We start from the raw sequence: 20,071 nt of genomic DNA, 5'->3' as shown, positions 1-20,071 counted from the left end.
GTTGTGATAAAAAACAGATAACTGAAGTAATTTTACATCACAGAAATGAACTAATAATTTAAAAGAAAGACCACAATGAAAAAGATTATAAAATTAAGTTTAGTATGCGCAGTGCTTTTTTCAGGAATCAGTACTTATGCAATTGATGGAAATGAAGATTTTAACCTTCATGTATTGAAAAACGGAAAAGTAATAACATTTGGTTTAAACCAGACTCAAAAAGCTAGTTTAGCTATATACGATAAAGAAGGTACTTTATTCTATTCTGAAAATGCTTCAGGTAAAGATGGAATTTTAAGAACTTTCAGTCTGCAAGATTTCCCTAACGGAACTTATTTCTTGGAAATTCAAGACAATGCAAAAAAAGTAAGATATGAAATTACTGTAAATGATAATGTTACTACTTTATCTCCAAAAGCAATTTCTTCAGTTTACAAGTCATCAGATAAAAATACAAGCGTAGCAGTACGCTAAAAGAGTTTATACTTTTACAGTATAAAAATGAGGTTAGATAGTTAGTAAAGTAAAAAACAATTTTTTGTTTTGAAACAGCTCTTTGTGGTTATTGAGCTGTTTTTTTTGTTTTATACTTTTTTTGCCACGAAGGCACTAAGACACAAAGTGTAATTATTAAGCTTTGCGTCCCGAGGCTTCGGGATGCGTAAATCTTTGCGTTCTTTGCGGTAAAATCTCAAATATAATTTTTGTAAGAAATTACAATAAATTTACATTCCCATGATTTAAACAAAATATTAAAAAATAATAACCATATTAACAAAAACGATAAATATAATTCAAATTTTAACCTATAACGGTTTCGTAAATGAGAATATAGCATCGAAATCAGCAAATAGAGTTGTGATAAAATCTGTAATACTAAAGTAATTTTACATCAGAGAATTAGAACTATTAATTTAAAAAAACTAATACGATGAAAAATTTAAAATTAAGTTTAGTATGCGCAGTGCTTCTTTCAGGAATGAGTACTTACGCAATTGATGGAAATGCCGATTTTAACCTTCATGTGTTAAAAAATGGAAAATTAATAACGTTTGGTCTTAATCAGGTTCAAAAAGCAAACCTGGCAATTTATGATCAGGACGGAAATCAGTTCTATTCTGAAACTGCTTCAGGTAAAGAAGGAATCTTAAGAACTTTTAGTTTAGAGGATTTTCCTGATGGAGTTTATTTCCTTGAGGTTGAAGACAATGCAAAAAAAGTAAGATACGAAATTGTTGTAAACAATTCGATTACTACTTTATCTTCAAAAGCAATTTCTACAGTATACAAATCATCAGATAAAAATACTAGCGTAGCAGTACGCTAAAAAACTTTTATACTCTACATACAGTATAAAAATGAGGTTAGATAGTTAGTAAAGTAAAAAACGTGATTGTTTTAAAACAGGTCTTTGTGGTTATTGACCTGTTTTTTTATGCTTTTTATTTTGCCACGAAGACACGAAGGCACAAAGTTTTTTATTTATTCGACGTTTTGTAATTTTTTGATTTTGTATTCAATTTGGTTATTTCAGACATTCTAAAATTGTAAGAAAAAATCAAAATACAACCTACCTTGTTTTAAATAAAATGTTATATTATATTAATCATATTAACATAAACACTAAATATAATTTAAATTTTAACCTACAACGGTTTCGTAAATGAGAATATAGCATCGAAATTAGCCAATAGAGTTGTGAGAAAAAAGCAATTACATAAGTAATTTAGCATCAGAGAATTAAAGCTAATAAACTAAAAAACTGATGTTATGAAAAATTTAAAATTAAGTTTAGTATGTGCAGTACTTTTTGCAGGAACAAGTACTTATGCAATTGATGGGAATGCGGATTTTAATCTTCATGTATTAAAGGGAAATGGAAAGCTAATTACGTTTGCCCTTAATAAAGTGCAAAAAGCAAATTTAGCAATTTACGATACAGACGGTACTCTTATTTATTCTGAAACTGCTTCTGGTAAAGATGGAATTTTGAGAACTTTTAGTTTAGAAGAATTTCCGGAAGGAACTTACTTCTTAGAAATTGAAGACAATGTAAAAAAAGTGAGACATGAAATTACAATTAATGACGGAACTTATGTTTTATCATCAAAAGCCGTTTCATCAGTTTATAAAGCAGGTTTTTCTGCTAAAAATACCAGCGTTGCCACACGCTAAAAAAGTTATACTTATATAGAGTATAAAATTGTGAAGTTAATTTGAAGATATTGTTTTAAAAAACAGCTCATTGTGGATATTGGGCTGTTTTTTTTATGCCTAAATTTTACTAAAAAAACCGACTCCATTTTTTTTTGAAAAATTATTCTTAATAAATGAAAACAAGCCTTGTAAGAGGCATAAAAAAAAGTTCAGGACAAAACATCCAGAACCCCAACAAATACGTACATAGTTCAAACAAAGCACAGAAAGAGTTTTAATTCAGCAACTTATGTCTTTAAAAAATAGATTTTTTTGCATAAAATTCAAATTGTATTTGTTAGTTTTACACATCCACGATTAATAATTAATTTAAAAAAACATGACAAAATTTACCAAAATGGGCCTAGTTGTTGCCGTATTTTTAACAACTATCTTTACTTATGCAATTGACGGAAAAGGTGATTATATCTTGTATATTAAAACCGGAAATGGAAAAGTAGTAAGCTTTACTTTAAATACCGTTGAAAAAGCAAATTTTTCAATTTTAAGCGAAAACAATACTTTGTTGTATGCAGGAGTTCCATCTTCTGATGAAGACAATTTAGAGGTTTCAAAAACTTTAAGTTTAGAGGCTTATCCAGCCGGAACTTATTATTTACAATTGAACGAAAATGGTAAAGTAGTAAAACACAAAATTACAGTTTCAACTAAAAAGGTAAAAACAGTTGTGCTAGATGAGTCAGTAAACGAAAGTCCTGCATTTCGTCGTTAATCGTTGTTTGCCTCAAACGTAAAGCATCAGCCGCGGCTGATGCTTTTTTATTTTTATGAATGAACGTTTAAGAATATTATTTCCCTTTTAATAATTTTTCTAAATATTCGATTTTATCTTTTTCCGCCTGAAGCAAACGTTCGTAAAGTTTTTTATTTTCTTCTACCGTTTCCATTAATTTATCTAATGGATTGAATGTACAATTATTAAGTCCAAAATAATTATTAGGACTTTCATTAAAAGTATTGAAATAATTAATCACTCCTTCTTCCGAAAAATTCTTAATTGCTTCCACCGTTACACCAAGTGCTTTTGCCACTTCAATCAATTTTTCTTCATCAATCGTTTCGCTATTTTCTATAGCCGAAATTGCTTGTTGGTTGGTTCCTAAAGCCTGTGCCAAAGCTTCCTGTTTCATATCTCGAAGTTCACGAATACGGCTTATTTTTCGCCCTATATGATTTGGTTTTGTTAGTGTGCTCATAATTCAAAGATAATAATTAAGTATAATAACTGGCAAAATGTAAAAAACATATTTAGCGCTGTACAATACGGCAAAAAATGATTTGCTACCGTATAATCTATTGCTTTCTTCGCTGCATCAAACAAAAGTACGATTTTTCTTTCTATAATAAATTCTGAAAGTGAAATTGTAAAGTGATTAATTGATACAATTTTAAAAATATACACGCCATGGAAAATGAAATTAAAAAACTAGAAAATCTTAAAATATTAACTGCCCGATATTGCAATACGCTAACGCCATCTCCTGACAATAAAGGAATTTACACCGCTAAAATCAACATGCTAAATTATTATGAACTTGCAGCAACAATTACCGAAATCCTAAAATTATGCATTATAGCACTGGATTATGATGCACATAAACCGGCAACTACAAAATATTCACCTATTAATGTGGGACTAATTTTAGAAATGGTATTAGAAATGTTTCCTACGGATGAATTTGAATTGATAACTGAGATTAATGAGATGCTTGGTGGGGAGTTTGAGTGAACGGAAAACTCCACTAATTAAGTATTAGCATTTGCTATGCGAAGTCTCCTGACTTCGCATAGCAAATGCTATATTCCGTGACAATTATATTTTTTATTCTCTTTGTAGATTATTGGAACGGGTACGAAGTCGGGAGACTTCGTACAGCAATCAACGAATTTTATAAAATGAAGACTTTGGAGAGCTGGGTACGAAGTCGGGACACTTCGCACAGCGGGGTACGAAGTCGGGACACTTCGCACAGCGATCGTCAAATTTTATGAATGAAGACTTTGAAGAGCTGGGTTAATGTTTTATAAGGTTAAAAAAAGCAGATCCTTTAAAAACTGCTTTTTTTAAACCAGTAATTCATTTATAAAGTATTAGTTGAAAGCCGAATATATATGCTATTTATAGCTTCTGTAATGGATAAAATAGTATCTGAAACTTTATTTTTATCTTTAATAAAATCACCTAGAGTAATTGTCCCTGAACTAGTCGATACATTTTCCAAAAGTGCATTATTTGATAGATGAATTAAATTATTTCTTACTGTTTGAATAACATTATCAGAATCACTAGGCAAATCTAAATCTGTTAAAAAATTGGCATGATTTCTTGCAATATTAATAGCAGCCCCTAAGCCACTAATATTCATAATTGCAGGTGTTACGACATTATCTGAAGACCAATAATCTATAATATTACTTACACTTCTAATCTCCAGAAAAAAATCGGCACCTTTTTGAAACCTTTTTATCCTGCATGTATGATGTGTTGGATCTGTAGGGTTAGTTAAATATCTACTGTAATTATTAGGCATAGCATTGGGAAAACTAACTCTAAATCCATTTGGATCGGGAAAAATATTCATATCAGAAATATCATACACGTCTTGAGTTGGTGCGCCATAAGTATAAGTATAACCTAAATGATGTAATGCATCTCGTAATGTTCCTTCTAGTGCTATTGAAATCAATGCTAAAGAAGCTGCATTTCTATTATTATTAAAAGCTATTATACTTTGCTGTATATATTGTAATACATGATCAGGTACTATTTCATTGATATGATAATTTTTATTTCTCAAACCAATTTTTATTTCTAAATCATACTCTTGAACTGATATTCTCCATTCCCATTCCCATTCAGCATTAGGTCTATATCGAATTTTATTGTCTGTAGACAAATTAAAGAAAGCGTTATCAAGAAAATTATCTTGAGAAACTCCAATTACACCATTTGCTAATAGATAATCATATAATTCTTCGATAATTTTAATCAATAGATTTTGTCCTAACCTATCAGCAGTTCTCCTAATTTTATTCCTAATAACTGTTATTTGATTTTCAAATGTATCTGCAGTAATTCTGTAAGGAGAAATTTGCCCAACCATCGCACGTTCTGTAGCTTCTAAAATTTTTCTTTTATCACTTACATATATATTACACACTCGATCGAAACAATTTTGCAATTCTTCAATACTTATTATAGGAAATGAATTCATATTTTTTTCTCCTCCTTTCCTAAAGTATTTAGTTTCTCATTTAATTCACTCTCAAGATTGGAAATTTTAACAAGGGCAGTACCATATTCTTCAGAAAGGGCGTTAAATTCTAAAATCGTTTTTTCCTGAATTTCTATACTTGGCAAAGGAATAATTATTTCTTCTAAACTTTTAAAATTCAATGAAGGTATCACTGAACCACTACTTTTATCCAAAAATTGTTCTTGTACAATTTTACTATTTATAGCAATTGCTAAATATCCAGGTAGCACTAAGTTTTCATTTACTTTTAGACCAATAATATGCCTGTTTATTAACATATTGGTGTACTCAGAAGAAACCAAAGCCGCTTTTCCTCTATTTGGTCCGATTGCATTTATTAATATTTGACCAAACTCTGTTTTTATATTTTTTTGTGGAATCAATTTTTTAGAAGTATAAGAAAAACTATCTTTTACTATCCTCATTCTTCTGATTGATGCTGGTGCAATATAAGGGATGTCTCCTGCGTGATTATCAGAAACTAATTGATCACCACGAAAAATATTATTTACTAATTCTTTTAATGGAATAAAAATATAATTTTTATTAAAACTTTTTCCATCCAAATTTTGTGTAAAAAGATATTTAGAGAAATGTAAATTTTCAAAATTTATTTCATCTACAACAAAACCAAACTTTGACGGATCAATTACCTTAGAAGTTTTAAACTTTATATAATTTTCTAATATATTATTAATATTTTCAAATTTAGAACAATCGATTAAATATTCTTTCGGACTATCTTCTAATGCAGCAAAAAAAGTATTCAAATTATTTTGCCCTTTTATAATTGTAATAAGTGTAGTTTTTACAGAAGAATATGGTTTAAAACTATCTTGTGGAAGACTAATTATGGACTCAATATTATTGCTCTTAATAATATGTTTTCTAAATTTTAAAAATTGATTTGAAGATAAAAAGTTATCTGGAACAATTACAACAACCTTACCATTTTGTTCAACAGCATTTAATGCATTTTCAATAAAAAGTGAAGTACTATCTTTAATTCCAGTATAATCATAGTTTCTAGTTAATATTTTAACATTAAATGGAGCTGCTATCAAAAATGCTTTAGGAGAAGTGCCTGAATAATTAAATTCTTCATCAATTTGAGCAGAATCTAAAACAATATTAGCTTCCCTTTTTAGAAAAAGTAATTGCTGTATTTTAATCCAATAAAAATACTCTCTGTTTGTATAATATGTTATAACATTCTCACTTTGATTAAAATAAGCAGAAGAAGAAACAGAACCATTTCTTGCAAACATATCGATAATTTTATCTGACTTATGAGGATTCAAAATCTTGGACATTAAATCTGCTAACCACCTAGGAACTACTAAATCTCTAGAGTTCTTTAAAAATAAATTATCAATAAATTCAATTACAGCTAATTTATTTTCAATTAGACTAATAGTTTCTAATCTTTCAATTGCCTCAAAAATAATTTCAGTATCAGAATACTTTTTATTAAGTAAATAATTTATTTCATTATTAACAAAACGATTGTATTCAATTTGATTTAAATTAAAATCAAGATTAATTTCCTTTTTTAATTTGCCATACAGTACTATAGACATATCATATAGTCTATTACCTGTTATCGGAAAATTTTTTAAGTACTCAAAAACATGATTTAGAACTATATCTAAAAATTGTTTATCTGTATTTTTAATTATATTAAAATCTGAATAAAAAACTTTCTCAACTTTTTCTGGACGACCACCAATCCCAGTTTTCATCCACAAATATTTATCGCCATTTGTCAGTACAAAATATTCCGCATTTACTTCCTGTGCTTCTTTTTGCACTCTTCTTGTTAATGGATGATACTCAATGTCATCAATAGAATTTAAATTTAAACTATTTGGATTTTTAACTTCGATAACAATGTAAATCCCATCTTCTTTCTTAACAACAACGTCAATTCTATTTCGATTCTCTGTATGATATTCAAAAAAAATACTTTCCGGGGGATAACCGAGATCCTCTAGATATTTTTTCACATATTTAAACAATTGTAATTCTTGCTCCATAAATGTTTTATTAAGTTTTTCTTTAAATAGTTAGTTTTTATATTTCTTATCAGCTAATATATAGAAACATTTTCCTATAAAAATGAGAAAAACCGTAAACATTGTGATTTTCAAAAAAACAACTTCCAAAAAAAACAAAAAAACCCCTCATATCTGAGAGGTTTTTCCATAAAATAAAAATCCAAAAAGATTCTACATATTCCTTCTATACTGCCCACCCACTTCAAACAAAGCCGAAGTAATCTGACCTAACGAACAAACTTTTGTAGCTTCCATTAAATGGTCGAATAAGTTTTCGTTTTTAATGGCGGCTTCTTGCAGTTTATTTAAATGCTCGTTTACTTTTGCTTCGTGAAACTGGTGCAAATTATCGAGCATTGTAATTTGATATTGTTTTTCTTCTTCGGTGGCGCGAATTACTTCTGCCGGAATTACCGTTGGAGAACCTTTTGAACTCAAGAAAGTGTTTACACCCACAATTGGGAAATCTCCGTTGTGTTTTAAGGTTTCGTAATACAAACTTTCTTCCTGAATTTTAGAGCGTTGGTACATCGTTTCCATTGCACCCAAAACTCCGCCACGTTCTGTGATTCTGTCGAATTCCTGTAAAACGGCTGCTTCTACCAAATCTGTCAATTCTTCGATGATAAACGATCCCTGAATTGGGTTTTCGTTTTTCGCCAAACCTAATTCCTTATTAATAATTAACTGAATCGCCATTGCTCTACGTACAGATTCTTCTGTTGGCGTTGTAATCGCTTCGTCATACGCATTGGTGTGCAATGAATTACAGTTGTCGTAAATTGCATACAAAGCCTGCAAAGTCGTTCTAATATCATTAAAATCAATTTCCTGTGCGTGCAAAGAACGTCCGGAAGTTTGAATATGGTATTTTAGCATTTGTGCTCTTTCGTTGGCTCCATATTTGTTTTTCATGGCTTTTGCCCAAATTTTACGCGCCACACGACCAATAACCGAATATTCAGGATCTACTCCATTCGAGAAGAAGAACGATAAATTAGGTCCAAAATCATTGATACTCATTCCGCGGCTTAAGTAATATTCCACGTAAGTGAAACCATTAGAAAGCGTGAAAGCCAATTGCGTAATTGGGTTTGCTCCCGCCTCTGCAATATGATATCCCGAAATTGAAACCGAATAAAAATTACGAACATTTTTAGTAATAAAATATTCCTGAACATCACCCATTAATCGCAACGCAAATTCAGTTGAGAAAATACAGGTATTTTGCGCCTGATCTTCTTTTAAAATATCAGCCTGAACGGTTCCACGAACTTGTGATAATGTTCTGGCTTTTATTTCATTATAAACTTCCTGAGGCAAAACCTGATCTCCGGTAACGCCCAAAAGCATTAATCCTAAACCATTATTTCCTTCGGGTAAATCTCCTTGATATTTAGGGCGCTCTAATCCGCTTTCTTTATATATTTTGTTGATTTTTGCTTCAACTTCTTTTTCTAAATCATTCTCCTTAATATAATACTCACATTGCTGATCAATCGCGGCATTCATAAAAAAGCCCAACAACATTGGCGCTGGCCCGTTTATGGTCATACTTACAGATGTTAAAGCATGAACCAAATCAAAACCTGAATACAATTTTTTGGCATCGTCCAGACAACAAATCGAAACTCCGGCATTTCCAATTTTCCCGTAAATATCAGGACGAATATCCGGGTCGTTTCCGTATAAAGTTACACTGTCAAAAGCGGTCGAAAGTCGTTTTGCCGGCAATCCAGCACTCACATAATGAAAACGTTTGTTGGTTCTTTCCGGTCCGCCCTCGCCCGCAAACATTCTCGACGGATCTTCGCCTTCACGCTTAAACGGATATAATCCTGAAGCAAACGGGAATTCTCCGGGAACATTTTCCTGTAAATTCCAACGTAAAATATCGCCCCAGGCTTCGTATTTTGGCAATGCAATTTTCGGAATCTGAAGGTGCGATAAACTTTCGGTATGGGTTGCGATTTTGATTTCTTTATCACGCACTTTAAACGAGTAAACCGGATTTTTGTATTTGTTTACTTTCTCGTCCCAATTCAGGATAATTTCCCAATTGTACGGATCTAAATCCATTTTTACTTTATCAAACTGATTTAGTAAAAGGTTTAAGAAAATTCTATTTTCGTCGTGTTCCTGGATTCCGGTTGATAAAACAGTTGAATCATCAATTCCTGCTTTATTGATTTGTGGAACTTTCCCGGAAACTGATTCTATCGTTTTAAAGATTCCATATAATTTCTGCGCTACTTTTTGCTGCGAAAGCGCACTTTCATCATAACTTCTGTTATTTTCTGCAATTTCAGATAAATAACGCGTTCTGTGTGGCGGAATCACAAAGATTTTCTCGCTCATTTCTCGCGTGATTTCAAAAGTCGAAACTAGATTTGAATCTGTTTTTTCGACAATTTTATCCATAATCGCCTTGTAAAGCGTATTCATTCCAGGATCGTTAAACTGCGAAGCGATCGTTCCAAAAACCGGCATTTCGTCTGGATTTTTATCCCATAAATTATGATTGCGCTGATATTGTTTCTTAACGTCACGAATCGCATCAAGTGCACCTCTTTTATCGAATTTATTCAAGGCTACTAAATCAGCAAAATCAAGCATGTCGATTTTTTCTAATTGTGTTGCAGCTCCAAATTCCGGTGTCATTACATATAAGGATACATCAGAATGATCCATAATCTCGGTATCAGATTGCCCAATTCCTGAAGTTTCAAGAATGATCAAATCGTATTTTGCGGCTTTTAAAACCTGAATCGCTTCGGCTACATATTTAGACAATGCCAAATTCGACTGACGTGTCGCCAGCGAGCGCATATAAACTCGTGGATTATTAATGGCATTCATACGGATTCTGTCTCCTAAAAGCGCACCTCCGGTTTTTCTTTTCGAAGGATCGACAGAAACCAATCCGATTGTTTTTTCAGGAAAATCAATTAAAAAACGACGAACCAATTCATCTACCAAAGATGATTTTCCGGCTCCGCCCGTTCCGGTAATTCCCAAAACAGGAATTTTAGAATCGGCATTATTTTCGTGAATTTGATCAAAAACCGGTTTTGCAATTTCCGGGAAATTCTCTGCTGCCGAAATTAATCTCGCAATTGCCGTTGGAATTTTATTTTCGATGTGATCTATTTCTCCATTTAGTTTATCTCCTATCGGAAAATCAGAACGCTCTACCAAATCATTTATCATTCCTTGTAAGCCCAAAGAACGGCCATCATCCGGAGAATAAATTCTGGTAATTCCATATTCATGTAATTCTGAAATTTCGCTTGGAAGGATTACTCCGCCGCCGCCGCCAAAAATCTTGATGTGCCCCGCTCCTTTTTCATGAAGCAAGTCATACATATATTTAAAGTACTCATTGTGCCCACCTTGGTAGGATGTCATGGCAATAGCATTTGCATCTTCCTGAATAGCGGTATTTACCACTTCTTCTACACTTCGGTCGTGACCTAAATGAATTACTTCGACTCCGGTGGACTGAATAATGCGTCGCATGATATTAATCGCAGCATCATGTCCGTCAAAAAGAGATGCAGCAGTAACAATTCTTACTTTATTTTTAGGAATATATGGTATTTGTTGGTCCATTTTATGAATATGATAATTTTAAGGGAGCAATTTACAAAATATTTTAATATTTGTTTATACCTGAAGCTTTATGTTAATAAAAAAAAGAAAATCATTTTTATTTTCTCGTCCGGATGGGTAACAATTTTCATATCTATCGTATTTATCTTATATAAGTCTTATAAAAATGTTAATAACATGGCAATCTTGAAAGATTTAAATTTAATATAACAAACTGTTTTCCAGCATACTGAAGTAATTTAGCAATGTAAAAAATCCCCAAATTTTTACCCAAAACTTTTACCGTCAAGTAATTAACGTAAAAATTTTAAACACAATGAAAACATTATATCCACTATCACTAATTATAGCTGCAAGTTTTTTTCTATCTTCTTTTAACAGAGCAGAAAAAGACATTAATTCTTCTAAAAACACCACAAATATTGCAGCTGTTTACAATTCAGATACTGATAATCTGGAGAAGCTTTCAAAAGAATTCTTCAAAAGATATTCGGATTTAAAAAAGTATAAATCTGATATCATGTCCTTATACAAAAAAAGAGCCTTGGGAACAATTTGGTTTGATGAAGATCAGATCAATGAATTTGGTTCTGTATTATACGAAAAAGCAAAAAAAACAAATGATTTGAATATCCCATATCAAAAAGAAATTGACGAGCTTTTTTCTTCATCTGAAACAAAACTATCTAAAATAGATGCTGATATGCTCTTGAGCTCTTTATATGTTATTTATACTCAAAAAAATAATTCAGATTCTAAAAAAAAAATATCCTATAATGATACGCTAAAAGATTTCCTTAACTATAGCACTATCGAACAGGCAACTGCTTCAACAACAGAAAATGTTAAGGTAGAATATGATCAATATTACAAATTACAAGATGTTCTTAAAAAATATAAAAAATTAGACCGATCAAACAAATGGAAACCTATTGTTCCGGAAGAAGTGCCTTATAAAGATTTGCGTCCCGATGCTGTTTCCAGCACTATAGTACAAGTGAGAACTCGTTTGTATTTATTAGGAGATCTAAAAAATGATTCTAAAAGTAATATTTACGATCGTGAACTGATGGATGCTGTAATGAAATATAAAGTTCGTAACGGATTTAAACCCAACTATATTTTAGCAGAAGAACATATTAAAGAAATGAATGTACCGCTTTCTGATAAAATGGAAACGCTAAAACTTAACATGGAAAGATGTCGCGCTATTTCGGCTCAAATTGCGAGCAGCGATGAATATGTTTTGGTAAATATTCCTTCGTACGAATTAGTTTATGTTAAAAACGGAAAAATACAGTTGACCTCGAATGTATTTGTTGGTGCGCCATTAACTAAAACAACAATTTTTAACGGTGAAATTGACAGAATTGTTTTTAGCCCATACTGGACGATTCCGCAAAGTATTGTGAACAATGAATTAAAAAGTAAAATGGCTGAAGATAAAAATTATCTGGCTGAAAAAAATATGGAAATAGTAAATGGTCAGGTAAGACAAAAACCAGGTCCGGATAACTCTTTAGGATTAGTAAAATTCATGTTTCCAAACCCGGATGATATTTATATGCACGATACACCATCTAAAACTTTATTTGATTTTGAAAAAAGAACTTTCAGCCATGGTTGTATAAATGTACAAAAAGCAAAAGAATTAGCGGTTGCAATGCTTGCCGATTACCCGGAATGGACTCCCGCTAAAATTGATAAAGCCATGGATGGCCAAAAAGAAAACAGCTTTAAATTATCTAAAAAAGTGCCAATCTACATTAGTTATTTTACTTCATTGGTAAATGAAAATGGTGAAGTTGGTTTCTATCAGGATGTTTATGAAAGAGATAATGAATTGGACAAAATTTTGCATACTGAAGAAGCCGTTGGCATTAAATAATATTTATTAGTCAGTACAGACTTAAGTTTTAATTAAAGATAGCTTTTTGTTACACCTTTTAGAAATTGATTTTTTGGAAGGGTAACAAGAAGCTATTTTTGTTGTTTTTATTTTTAATTATTTATCGAATAAAAGATTGTCTTAAAACACAAACTTTAAAACTTTTATAGCTAATTGATCCTACCCATAAAAAAGACCTTTGCACGTATTTTCTACAAAATATTTGAAAGTACTTTTAATTGGTTTAAAAATGAAAAAACACATATTAATTTTCAGCATTGCAGCTGTTTTTTTTATTTCCTGCAATAAATATACTTCACCTAAAACAACATCTGAAAAAAACATTCCACATCCTAAACCTCCAGAAACAAAAGCGCCTCAACGCATATTGTTTATAGGAAACAGCCAAACAGAATATTTTGTAAGCGCTCCAATAATGTTTGAAGAATTTTGCAGAGCGAATAATCAACGAATGAATGTTGACCAATTAATTACAGTAGGCGTTTCGTTACAAAAAGTTTATACTACAAATAAAACAGAAGCTAATCAAAATTTTTCTAATAAAGATAAAGATGGCAATTACTACGATTATGTAGTTGTTCAGGAGGCAACTGACATAGCCTTATCTGATATTGAAAATTATAAGGCGAATGTAAAAATGATTGTCGAAAAAATACATAAAAACAGTCCAGATGTGGCCGTCTATATCTATCAGGGAATTCCGCCTGTCTCTTATACTGATTCTGATTACCTGGAAAATCATGATAGAATGCGTAAAAATGCCATTTCAGTTATGGGATTTATAAAAAATGCAGGATTATTAAGAGTTGGCGATGCTATTAAAGATGCTTACGATGGTAAAAACGGTTATAAATATCTGGTTGACAACAAAGACAATCTGCGCTATGGAAAACATACCCTGCATCTTTTAAACGATGGTGGTTTTCTACAGTCAACTTTGCTTTATGCTACCATTTTTGACCAAAAGCCAATTATTCCAAAAAAACTTCTGTTAATTACTGGTACAGGATATTTTGATTCAATGAGAAAACAAGAAGTTACTAAGGCAATTAGCAATCCCGAAGCCTTAAAAGAAATAGCCTTCAATAATCGTTAATTACAACTTTTATTGATTTTTCAATATAAAAAAGTTTGAAGGCTTGCTGGAAGCTATTTTTTTTGCGCTTCTATATCTATATTTTTAATCAGCAACAACATACTGTAATCTATTTACTACAAATGTATCCTTCAGAATAAAAAAAAGCCTAACTTGTTAATTTCAAACCTCTTAGAGGATAATTAAATTCAAAAATCGACGGAAATTTGCATCATAATAATACCACTAAAATTAATTATCATGAAAACAGAAAATATCGAAGGATTATCACTTTTTGAAATAAATATGTTACTTCAACAAGGCGGAAGATTTGTAATGTTTCCAAACTTGATGACCAAAACTAAAAGTTCAACTATCTATTTTGTTCGTCCGGAAGAAAAAGTATTCAAGTACAGTTTAAGACATTTCCTGAAAAATTTAAAAAACGCCTGGCGTACGTTGCCCTTAAGACCCTTTTATGTTTCCAAATCTTTATTTTATTTAGCAATTGGCGGTAGAGTTTATACTCACAACATTTTAGCCGATTTAAAACAAATGAATCCTGTTTATAACCCTAATTTATATTGCTTACAATACGTATAAATTTTAATTTTAATTCAAATATACACAAAATCCTACTGGTAAATCCCATTGCTTTAATTAGTAATGGGATTTTTCTTTTTGTAAAATAATGAGGAGGAAAATGATCCGTTAAATCTAATAAATTTCCATACATTTATTTTTTATTACCCAGCAAAAAAAATTAAAGATTCTATGGAAGATTCAAATAGCGAACATATTAAAAAAGACTGGTTTACCCGAAACTGGAAATGGTTTGTACCAACAGGATGTTTAAGTATTTTAGTGCTTTTTGGCTTGTTTATAGCAGGAATTTTCTTTGGAGTAACCTCCATAATGAAAGATTCTGATGCTTACAAAGGTGCAATGACAGAAGCACAAAATAATAAATTAGTGATTGAAAAATTAGGGAATAAAATTGAATCAGACGGAATGGTTTCGGGCAGTATTAATGTAAGCAATAATACCGGAAACTGTGACATACAAATTCCCATAAAAGGATCTAAAGGAACAGGAACTTTATTTGTAGTTGCCACTAAAAGAGGAAAATGGAAATACAATGAATTATCTATTTATATTGAAAAAACCGAAGAAGAGATAGATTTATTACAGAAATAAAATCATTTATATAACACTTAAATTATTTACGCTTGAGATTATTTTTACTTTTTAATTTATTTCTTTTTCAAAGCACTTTATTGTTTGCCCAGTCTGATGCCAAATATCATGGCTTTGCAGATCGAATTTCGCAATTTTCAAAACCAAACAAAGTTTTATATAAACATATTGATGCACAGGGAAATGGTCCTATCGAATACACAAATGCAAAAAAACAGATACTTCGTTTTCGGGTACTTAATCATAAACTTCAAATATTACATGGCGGAATTGCTTATCAATTGTTTATTTATGAGAATAACTATTTACAAAAAATGGCAACTTTTGACAGCAATGGAAAACTAGCCGGCGAAAGAGAATCTCAAAATGAAGCAATAGTCGAATTTATTGTAGAGAAAAAAGAAGAATATCTCAGGAAAAAGAAAATATTAGACGATGCCGAGGGTAATATTGATATGAAAGATGACAGTCAAGAACAAATAATCAGAATAAAATTATTCGATTCCAATAATCGCCCGATAATAGATTTGCATTCTAAATATATTTCGAGCAAAGAATATTATAATTATTGCCATAGAATGTATTGGCCGTAAAGAAAGTTGCTATCCCGAAGTTTCGGGACTAAGATGCTAAGATAATGCGTAGAATTTTATCATTCAAACAACCTGAATAGTAAAAACTCAGAACCTTAGTATCTCAGAATTTTAGAACCTTAAAAAAAACAAACAAAATCTTTCTGCTCCCGAAATAAAATTGTGGCTTTGTTTTTGAATAAGTAGTATTTTTGAAACTTAAAATAACCCCCATCTAATGAAAAAGATTTTATTATTGACTATTGTTACATTTTCTCTTGCTTCTTGTGCGCAAGTACAACAAACCCTAAACCAATTGCCACAATTGGCATCACAATTACCTAGCGGAAGTGTTGATATTGCTTCTGGATTAAAAGAAGCTTTAAATAAAGGAATTACTCAACAAGTAAGTAAATTAACCGCAGTTGATGGTTTTTATAAAAACGAAGCTGTAAAAATTTTAATGCCAGCCGAATTACAAAAAGTAGATGCAACTTTACGTAAAGTTGGTCTTAGTTCATTGGCAGATGAAGGAGTTAAAATGCTAAATCGCGCTGCCGAAGATGCTGTAAAAGAAGCAACGCCAATATTTGTATCGGCGGTAAAAAATATGTCTTTTACAGATGCTAAAAATATTTTACTTGGAAATGACAGTGCTGCAACAACTTATTTACAAGGAAGTACAACAACAGCTTTATACGGAAAATTTAATCCGGTAATTAAAAGTTCATTTGAAAAAGTAGGTGCTGATGTAGTTTGGACAAAAATTATCAATAAGTACAACACAATTCCATTGGTAAAAAAAGTAAATCCTGATTTAACAGATTATACAACAACTCAGGCTTTGTCTGGTGTTTTTAAAATGATTGCTGTTGAAGAAAAAGATATCCGTAACAACATTAGTGCAAGAACAACGCCTTTATTGAAAAGCGTGTTTGCTATGCAGGACGGGAAATAATTTTTCCGAAGGTTCAAAGGCTCAGAGTTGCAAAGGTACAAAGCAACCTTTGTCACTTTGAACCTTTGCAACTTTGTCACTAATCAAAAACCAACCAAAAAAATGCAAAAAATTACCATTCTGATTCATTGCAAAGACCAAAAAGGTATTATTGCCGCAGTGACTACTTTTATTGCAAAAGTAGAAGGAAATATTACCTACATTGACCAGCATGTTGATGTAGAACAAAATGTATTTTTTATGCGATTAGAGTGTGAATTGACAAATCACCACATTACTATTGAAGGCTTAAAAGAAGATTTTAATCAAACTATTGCAACAGATTTTAACATGTCATGGGATTTGTACAATCAGGAACAAAAACCAAAAATGGCTTTGTTTGTTTCTAAGTATGATCATTGCCTTTTTGATATTTTAGGCCGTTACAGCGCAGGAGAATTAAATGTCGAAATTCCGGTAATTATAAGTAACCATAATGATTTACGGTCGATAGCAGAGCGTTTTGATATTCCGTTTCATTGTGTTCCTTTTACAAAAGATAATAAAGAAGAAGGCGAAGCCAAACAAATAGAATTACTAAAAAGATATCAGATTAATTTTATTGTACTGGCACGTTATATGCAAATTATAACGCCAAATTTGATCGCACTTTACGAGAATAAAATTATTAATATCCATCATTCGTTTTTACCTGCATTTCCGGGAGCAAAACCTTATCATTCCGCTTTTAAGCGTGGCGTAAAAATTATTGGTGCAACAAGTCATTATGTTACGGCAGAATTAGATGAAGGTCCAATTATTGAGCAGGATATTGCGAGGGTTTCTCACATACATTCTGTAGATGATTTTATCATGAAAGGACGTGATTTGGAACGCATTGTTTTGGCAAGAGCCATAAAACTACATGCCGAACGTAAAACAATGGTTTATAGTAATAAGACTGTTGTTTTTTCTTAGGAACTAAGGTTCTGAAATACTAAGTTTTTTTACCGAAGAGCGCAAAGATTTACGCTAAGTTCGCTAAGCTTTCTTTAATTCTTTGAACTTAAAAATAATGTTGAGTAAAGTTCGCAAAGCTTTGTCAACATCAAACTCTGAGCCTTTGCTTCTTTTAAAATAGCAAACCCGACAGGTTTTAAAAATCTGTCGGGTTTTATTTATAATAATATAATCTCGTTTTTTGTTATTTCGATTAAAGAAAACATATAACGTAATGTGCACCTTTAACAGGGATTAAAATCCCCGGCTACAATATAAATCGTTCCTCCGGAACTTTTTAGACATGTCGGGTACTTTGAGACAAAGTAAAAAAACTTTGAACCTTTGCCACTCTGAACCTTTGAGCCTTTTCCTAAACTCTTGGATCGGCAAAACTATTTACTTGTTCCATTGTTAATCCCAACGCATTTGCCACACCTTCTCCATAAGCCGGATCTGCTTTATAACAATTTCTGATGTGACGAATCTGAATAAATAATTGTGCTCCTCCTACTTGCGCTGCAGTATTTTTGAATAACAATTGTTTTTTCTCCTCTGTCAGTAAACGGAATAACAAGCCTGGTTGAGTAAAATAATCTGCATCATCTTCTCTAAAATTATGCGCATAGGCATCACCGTGGAGTGCTAATGGCGGTTCTTTAAATTCTGGCTGTTCCTGCCACTCGCCAAAACTGTTTGGTTCATAATGTTTACGGCTTCCAAAATTACCATCTACACGCATGGCTCCGTCTCTGTGAAAACTATTATAAGGGCATCTGGAAGAGTTTACCGGAATTTGATAATTATTTACACCCAAACGATAACGATGGGCATCTCCGTATGAAAACAAACGTGCCTGAAGCATTTTATCCCGAGAGAAACTTATTCCCGGAACAATATGTGCGGGATTAAAAGCGGCTTGTTCTACTTCTGCAAAATAATTTTCAGGATTTTTATTGAGTTCGAATTCTCCAACCGGAATAAGCGGAAAATCTCCTTTTAGCCAAACTTTTGTCAAATCAAAAGGATGAAAACGATAAGTAGCGGCTTGTTCTTCGCTCATTATTTGAACAAACATTTTCCATTTCGGAAAATTTCCTTCTTCAATAGCATCGTATAAATCTCTTTGGTGACTTTCTCTGTCACCGCCTACTAACAAGGCAGCTTCTTCATCAGATAAATTTTCAATTCCTTGTTGCGACACAAAATGAAATTTTACGTAATTTCTTTCATTTTGAGCATTTAAAAAGCTAAATGTATGGCTTCCAAATCCGTGCATTTCACGATACGATCTCGGAATTCCCCTGTCGCTCATTACAATTGTAATCTGATGCAGGGCTTCGGGCAATAATGTCCAAAAATCCCAATTGTTATCGGCACTTCTTAAGTTGGTTCTTGGATCACGTTTTACAGCATGATTTAAGTCTGGAAATTTCATCGGATCACGAAAAAAGAAAACCGGAGTATTATTTCCTACCAAATCCCAATTTCCTTCATTTGTATAAAATTTCATTGCAAAACCGCGAATATCCCTTTCAGCATCAGCAGCACCTCTTTCTCCTGCAACAGTTGAAAACCGAACAAACATATCTGTTTTTTTTCCAATTTCCGAAAATATGTCGGCTCTGGTATATTTTGTAATGTCGTGAGTTACAGTAAAAGTTCCGTAAGCACCTGAACCTTTTGCATGCATTCTGCGTTCCGGAATTACTTCACGATCAAAATGTGCCATTTTTTCTAAAAACCAAAAATCTTGTAATAAAACAGGTCCGCGAGGACCAGCAGTCTGAATGTTTTGATTGTCCGGAACAGGGGTTCCTGTTGCAGTTGTTAATTTTTTGTTTGTTTCCATGTTGCTGACATTTAATATTTTATCAAATATACAAACTAATCTTACGAAATATATAAGTGAAAATTGATTGTCGCTATATTTTAATAACCAAAAATTATTTATAGCTACAGAATCCTCAAAACAGAGATCTTAAAAAATCTTAACTTATGTCCAACAAAGTAATAACAAAACCTTAACAGCACAACATTCATATATGTCTGATCTTTGTAATGTAATAAACTGGTTATTTATTATTTTGGTTTTGGTTAGTTAAATGATGCCGGCGTCTTCGAGATGCCGGCATTCTTTATTTATATAAGTTTTGTTTTTAGTTTCAGGTTTCAAGTTACCATGCTTTGAACATAAATTTTACCACAGAGATCCACAAAGTTTTACCACAGAGATCCA

The 20,071-nt window shown here is 31.8% G+C and carries 17 protein-coding genes; 12 read left to right on the top strand and 5 right to left on the bottom strand.

The features are described 5' to 3' along the window. Positions 1-75 precede the first annotated feature (75 nt). From BUE22_RS01685 to BUE22_RS01670, 4 genes are all read left to right on the top strand, one after another. Positions 76-474, top strand: a complete 399-nt coding sequence (locus BUE22_RS01685; protein WP_042563178.1) for a T9SS type A sorting domain-containing protein — start codon at positions 76-78, stop codon at positions 472-474. Positions 475-931: 457 nt separating this feature from the next. Beyond that, positions 932-1,327 (top strand): T9SS type A sorting domain-containing protein, encoded by a 396-nt coding sequence (locus BUE22_RS01680; protein WP_073393275.1) that lies wholly within the window; start codon positions 932-934, stop codon positions 1,325-1,327. A gap of 443 nt (positions 1,328-1,770) precedes the next feature. Then, positions 1,771-2,175 (top strand): T9SS type A sorting domain-containing protein, encoded by a 405-nt coding sequence (locus BUE22_RS01675; RefSeq protein ID WP_073393273.1) that lies wholly within the window; start codon positions 1,771-1,773, stop codon positions 2,173-2,175. Positions 2,176-2,554: 379 nt separating this feature from the next. After that, positions 2,555-2,929 (top strand): secretion protein, encoded by a 375-nt coding sequence (locus BUE22_RS01670; RefSeq protein WP_244152482.1) that lies wholly within the window; start codon positions 2,555-2,557, stop codon positions 2,927-2,929. A gap of 76 nt (positions 2,930-3,005) precedes the next feature. Here the strand turns inward: BUE22_RS01670 and BUE22_RS01665 are convergent, their stop codons facing one another. Further along, positions 3,006-3,413, bottom strand: coding sequence for a helix-turn-helix domain-containing protein (locus BUE22_RS01665; RefSeq protein ID WP_073393269.1), 408 nt, complete (start codon positions 3,411-3,413; stop codon positions 3,006-3,008). Between the two features lie 209 nt (positions 3,414-3,622). Between BUE22_RS01665 and BUE22_RS01660 the strand changes: the two genes are divergently transcribed. Continuing rightward, positions 3,623-3,946 carry a hypothetical protein gene (locus BUE22_RS01660; protein WP_073393268.1) on the top strand — a complete coding sequence of 108 codons (324 nt, stop codon included), beginning with the start codon at positions 3,623-3,625 and terminating at the stop codon, positions 3,944-3,946. Between the two features lie 352 nt (positions 3,947-4,298). On the opposite strand, the gene BUE22_RS01655 is transcribed toward BUE22_RS01660, so the two are convergent. The 3 genes from BUE22_RS01655 to BUE22_RS01645 form a co-directional block, all read right to left on the bottom strand. Continuing rightward, positions 4,299-5,432, bottom strand: a complete 1,134-nt coding sequence (locus tag BUE22_RS01655) for a hypothetical protein (RefSeq protein ID WP_073393266.1) — start codon at positions 5,430-5,432, stop codon at positions 4,299-4,301. After that, complete coding sequence (locus tag BUE22_RS01650) at positions 5,429-7,510, bottom strand: N-6 DNA methylase (protein ID WP_073393265.1); 2,082 nt, start codon at positions 7,508-7,510, stop codon at positions 5,429-5,431. The genes BUE22_RS01655 and BUE22_RS01650 overlap by 4 nt, the downstream gene beginning before the upstream one ends. A gap of 192 nt (positions 7,511-7,702) precedes the next feature. After that, on the bottom strand, positions 7,703-11,143 hold the full coding sequence (locus BUE22_RS01645; RefSeq protein WP_073393262.1) for a methylmalonyl-CoA mutase family protein: 3,441 nt from the start codon (positions 11,141-11,143) through the stop codon (positions 7,703-7,705). A gap of 316 nt (positions 11,144-11,459) precedes the next feature. Between BUE22_RS01645 and BUE22_RS01640 the strand changes: the two genes are divergently transcribed. From BUE22_RS01640 to purU, 7 genes are all read left to right on the top strand, one after another. Continuing rightward, the gene (locus tag BUE22_RS01640) at positions 11,460-13,031 is read left to right on the top strand and encodes a L,D-transpeptidase family protein (protein ID WP_073393259.1); all 1,572 of its coding nucleotides are present in this window, start codon (positions 11,460-11,462) and stop codon (positions 13,029-13,031) included. Positions 13,032-13,281: 250 nt separating this feature from the next. Beyond that, entirely contained in the window at positions 13,282-14,148 is an 867-nt protein-coding gene (locus BUE22_RS01635; protein ID WP_124020498.1) for an SGNH/GDSL hydrolase family protein, read from the top strand. A gap of 240 nt (positions 14,149-14,388) precedes the next feature. After that, a complete protein-coding gene (locus BUE22_RS01630; RefSeq protein ID WP_073393255.1) occupies positions 14,389-14,730 on the top strand; it encodes a hypothetical protein in 342 nt (113 codons plus the stop codon). A 171-nt stretch (positions 14,731-14,901) separates the two neighbouring features. After that, complete coding sequence (locus BUE22_RS01625) at positions 14,902-15,324, top strand: cytochrome c oxidase assembly factor Coa1 family protein (protein ID WP_073393252.1); 423 nt, start codon at positions 14,902-14,904, stop codon at positions 15,322-15,324. Between the two features lie 32 nt (positions 15,325-15,356). Next, positions 15,357-15,917, top strand: a complete 561-nt coding sequence (locus BUE22_RS01620; RefSeq protein ID WP_073393250.1) for a hypothetical protein — start codon at positions 15,357-15,359, stop codon at positions 15,915-15,917. Positions 15,918-16,134: 217 nt separating this feature from the next. Then, positions 16,135-16,854 carry a DUF4197 domain-containing protein gene (locus tag BUE22_RS01615; RefSeq protein ID WP_042566313.1) on the top strand — a complete coding sequence of 240 codons (720 nt, stop codon included), beginning with the start codon at positions 16,135-16,137 and terminating at the stop codon, positions 16,852-16,854. A gap of 102 nt (positions 16,855-16,956) precedes the next feature. Beyond that, on the top strand, positions 16,957-17,811 hold the full coding sequence (gene purU, locus BUE22_RS01610; protein WP_073393248.1) for a formyltetrahydrofolate deformylase: 855 nt from the start codon (positions 16,957-16,959) through the stop codon (positions 17,809-17,811). Positions 17,812-18,205: 394 nt separating this feature from the next. Here purU and BUE22_RS01605 read toward each other — a convergent pair whose 3' ends face one another. Next, positions 18,206-19,684 carry a catalase gene (locus tag BUE22_RS01605; RefSeq protein WP_073393246.1) on the bottom strand — a complete coding sequence of 493 codons (1,479 nt, stop codon included), beginning with the start codon at positions 19,682-19,684 and terminating at the stop codon, positions 18,206-18,208. Positions 19,685-20,071: the final 387 nt, after the last annotated feature.

This window comes from Flavobacterium pectinovorum, from assembly GCF_900142715.1.
GTDB classification, from domain to species: Bacteria; Bacteroidota; Bacteroidia; order Flavobacteriales; family Flavobacteriaceae; genus Flavobacterium; species Flavobacterium pectinovorum.
This window is presented reverse-complemented; position numbering and strand designations above follow the sequence as displayed.

Excerpts from the sequence above, each read along its gene's own strand:
- BUE22_RS01630 (WP_073393255.1), top strand. The coding sequence starts at position 14,389 with ATGAAAACAGAAAATATCGAAGGATTATCACTTTTTGAAATAAATATG.
- purU (WP_073393248.1), top strand. The coding sequence starts at position 16,957 with ATGCAAAAAATTACCATTCTGATTCATTGCAAAGACCAAAAAGGTATT.
- BUE22_RS01615 (WP_042566313.1), top strand. The coding sequence starts at position 16,135 with ATGAAAAAGATTTTATTATTGACTATTGTTACATTTTCTCTTGCTTCT.
- BUE22_RS01680 (WP_073393275.1), top strand. The coding sequence starts at position 932 with ATGAAAAATTTAAAATTAAGTTTAGTATGCGCAGTGCTTCTTTCAGGA.
- BUE22_RS01625 (WP_073393252.1), top strand. The coding sequence starts at position 14,902 with ATGGAAGATTCAAATAGCGAACATATTAAAAAAGACTGGTTTACCCGA.
- BUE22_RS01605 (WP_073393246.1), bottom strand. The coding sequence starts at position 19,684 with ATGGAAACAAACAAAAAATTAACAACTGCAACAGGAACCCCTGTTCCG.
- BUE22_RS01685 (WP_042563178.1), top strand. The coding sequence starts at position 76 with ATGAAAAAGATTATAAAATTAAGTTTAGTATGCGCAGTGCTTTTTTCA.
- BUE22_RS01660 (WP_073393268.1), top strand. The coding sequence starts at position 3,623 with ATGGAAAATGAAATTAAAAAACTAGAAAATCTTAAAATATTAACTGCC.
- BUE22_RS01655 (WP_073393266.1), bottom strand. The coding sequence starts at position 5,432 with ATGAATTCATTTCCTATAATAAGTATTGAAGAATTGCAAAATTGTTTC.
- BUE22_RS01645 (WP_073393262.1), bottom strand. The coding sequence starts at position 11,143 with ATGGACCAACAAATACCATATATTCCTAAAAATAAAGTAAGAATTGTT.
- BUE22_RS01670 (WP_244152482.1), top strand. The coding sequence starts at position 2,555 with ATGGGCCTAGTTGTTGCCGTATTTTTAACAACTATCTTTACTTATGCA.
- BUE22_RS01675 (WP_073393273.1), top strand. The coding sequence starts at position 1,771 with ATGAAAAATTTAAAATTAAGTTTAGTATGTGCAGTACTTTTTGCAGGA.
- BUE22_RS01650 (WP_073393265.1), bottom strand. The coding sequence starts at position 7,510 with ATGGAGCAAGAATTACAATTGTTTAAATATGTGAAAAAATATCTAGAG.
- BUE22_RS01635 (WP_124020498.1), top strand. The coding sequence starts at position 13,282 with ATGAAAAAACACATATTAATTTTCAGCATTGCAGCTGTTTTTTTTATT.
- BUE22_RS01640 (WP_073393259.1), top strand. The coding sequence starts at position 11,460 with ATGAAAACATTATATCCACTATCACTAATTATAGCTGCAAGTTTTTTT.
- BUE22_RS01665 (WP_073393269.1), bottom strand. The coding sequence starts at position 3,413 with ATGAGCACACTAACAAAACCAAATCATATAGGGCGAAAAATAAGCCGT.